Origin of the sequence: Tepidimonas thermarum, from assembly GCF_007556705.1 — a bacterium.
GTDB lineage: Bacteria > Pseudomonadota > Gammaproteobacteria > Burkholderiales > Burkholderiaceae_C > Tepidimonas > Tepidimonas thermarum.
On record NZ_VJOL01000123.1, the window covers coordinates 1 to 804 of the forward strand.

The following is an 804-nucleotide window of genomic DNA, read 5'->3' on the forward strand; positions in this document are numbered from 1 at the left end:
GTCGGAAAAGCTGGTCTGCATCATCGCTGCTACTGCCCCCAAGCCGTACCAGGGATTGTTCCACATCCTGCGGCGCTCAGGCTTCCCGCGCAGGGGGCGGGAGGGGAATAAATCAGTGTTTCCCTAGAGCCGCCCCACCGCGTATTCGAAAAATGGATTCGACAGGTTAGCGAACGCGAGTTTGTGATTGGCTCACATCGTATTTCGGTCCGTCTGCGTGGAGGGTGTCGGGTATGTTCGATACCGTGCGAAAACGTGGACGAGGAATTGGCCTTGGCCGATATGGCGCTGATTCAGGCCAAACGCCGTGGTTTCGGAACGGTCATCGATTACGCACAACTCCAGCATCTACGAGACTGGACCGTGCTGCAACTGAGTCGGGATTTACAGCGCGCACTAGAAAATAACGAATTCAAGTTGTATCTGCAACCCCAAGTCGACGGAAATAGATGCATCGTCGGTGTAGAAGGTCTGCTCCGCTGGGAACACCCAACTCGCGGACTGCTGCCCCCAGGGGCTTTCTTGGCAGCCGCCCAAGAAATCGGCCTGCTCAACGCCGTTGGAATGGTCGCATTAGAACAAGCGGTTTCCTTGACTCTCGAATGGGAGAACGACCCGCTGCTGGCGCACCTGACCCTATCGGTCAATCTCAGCCCTCAGCAGTTTCGTTGTCCCGACCTAACAGGCCGTTGAAAAATCCCTCGCCACCCCCCGCGTCGGGCGGTACGATCTGAGGCCAACCGAGAACAACGCAGACGAGCACGATGAGAGGCAGTCAAGACTTCCAGGGGGCGATGTTCAGCT

At 57.1% G+C, this 804-nt stretch carries 1 protein-coding gene; it reads left to right on the plus strand.

The features are described 5' to 3' along the window. Positions 1-255 precede the first annotated feature (255 nt). Positions 256-693 carry an EAL domain-containing protein gene (locus tag Tther_RS13195; protein WP_143904595.1) on the plus strand — a complete coding sequence of 146 codons (438 nt, stop codon included), beginning with the start codon at positions 256-258 and terminating at the stop codon, positions 691-693. Positions 694-804: the final 111 nt, after the last annotated feature.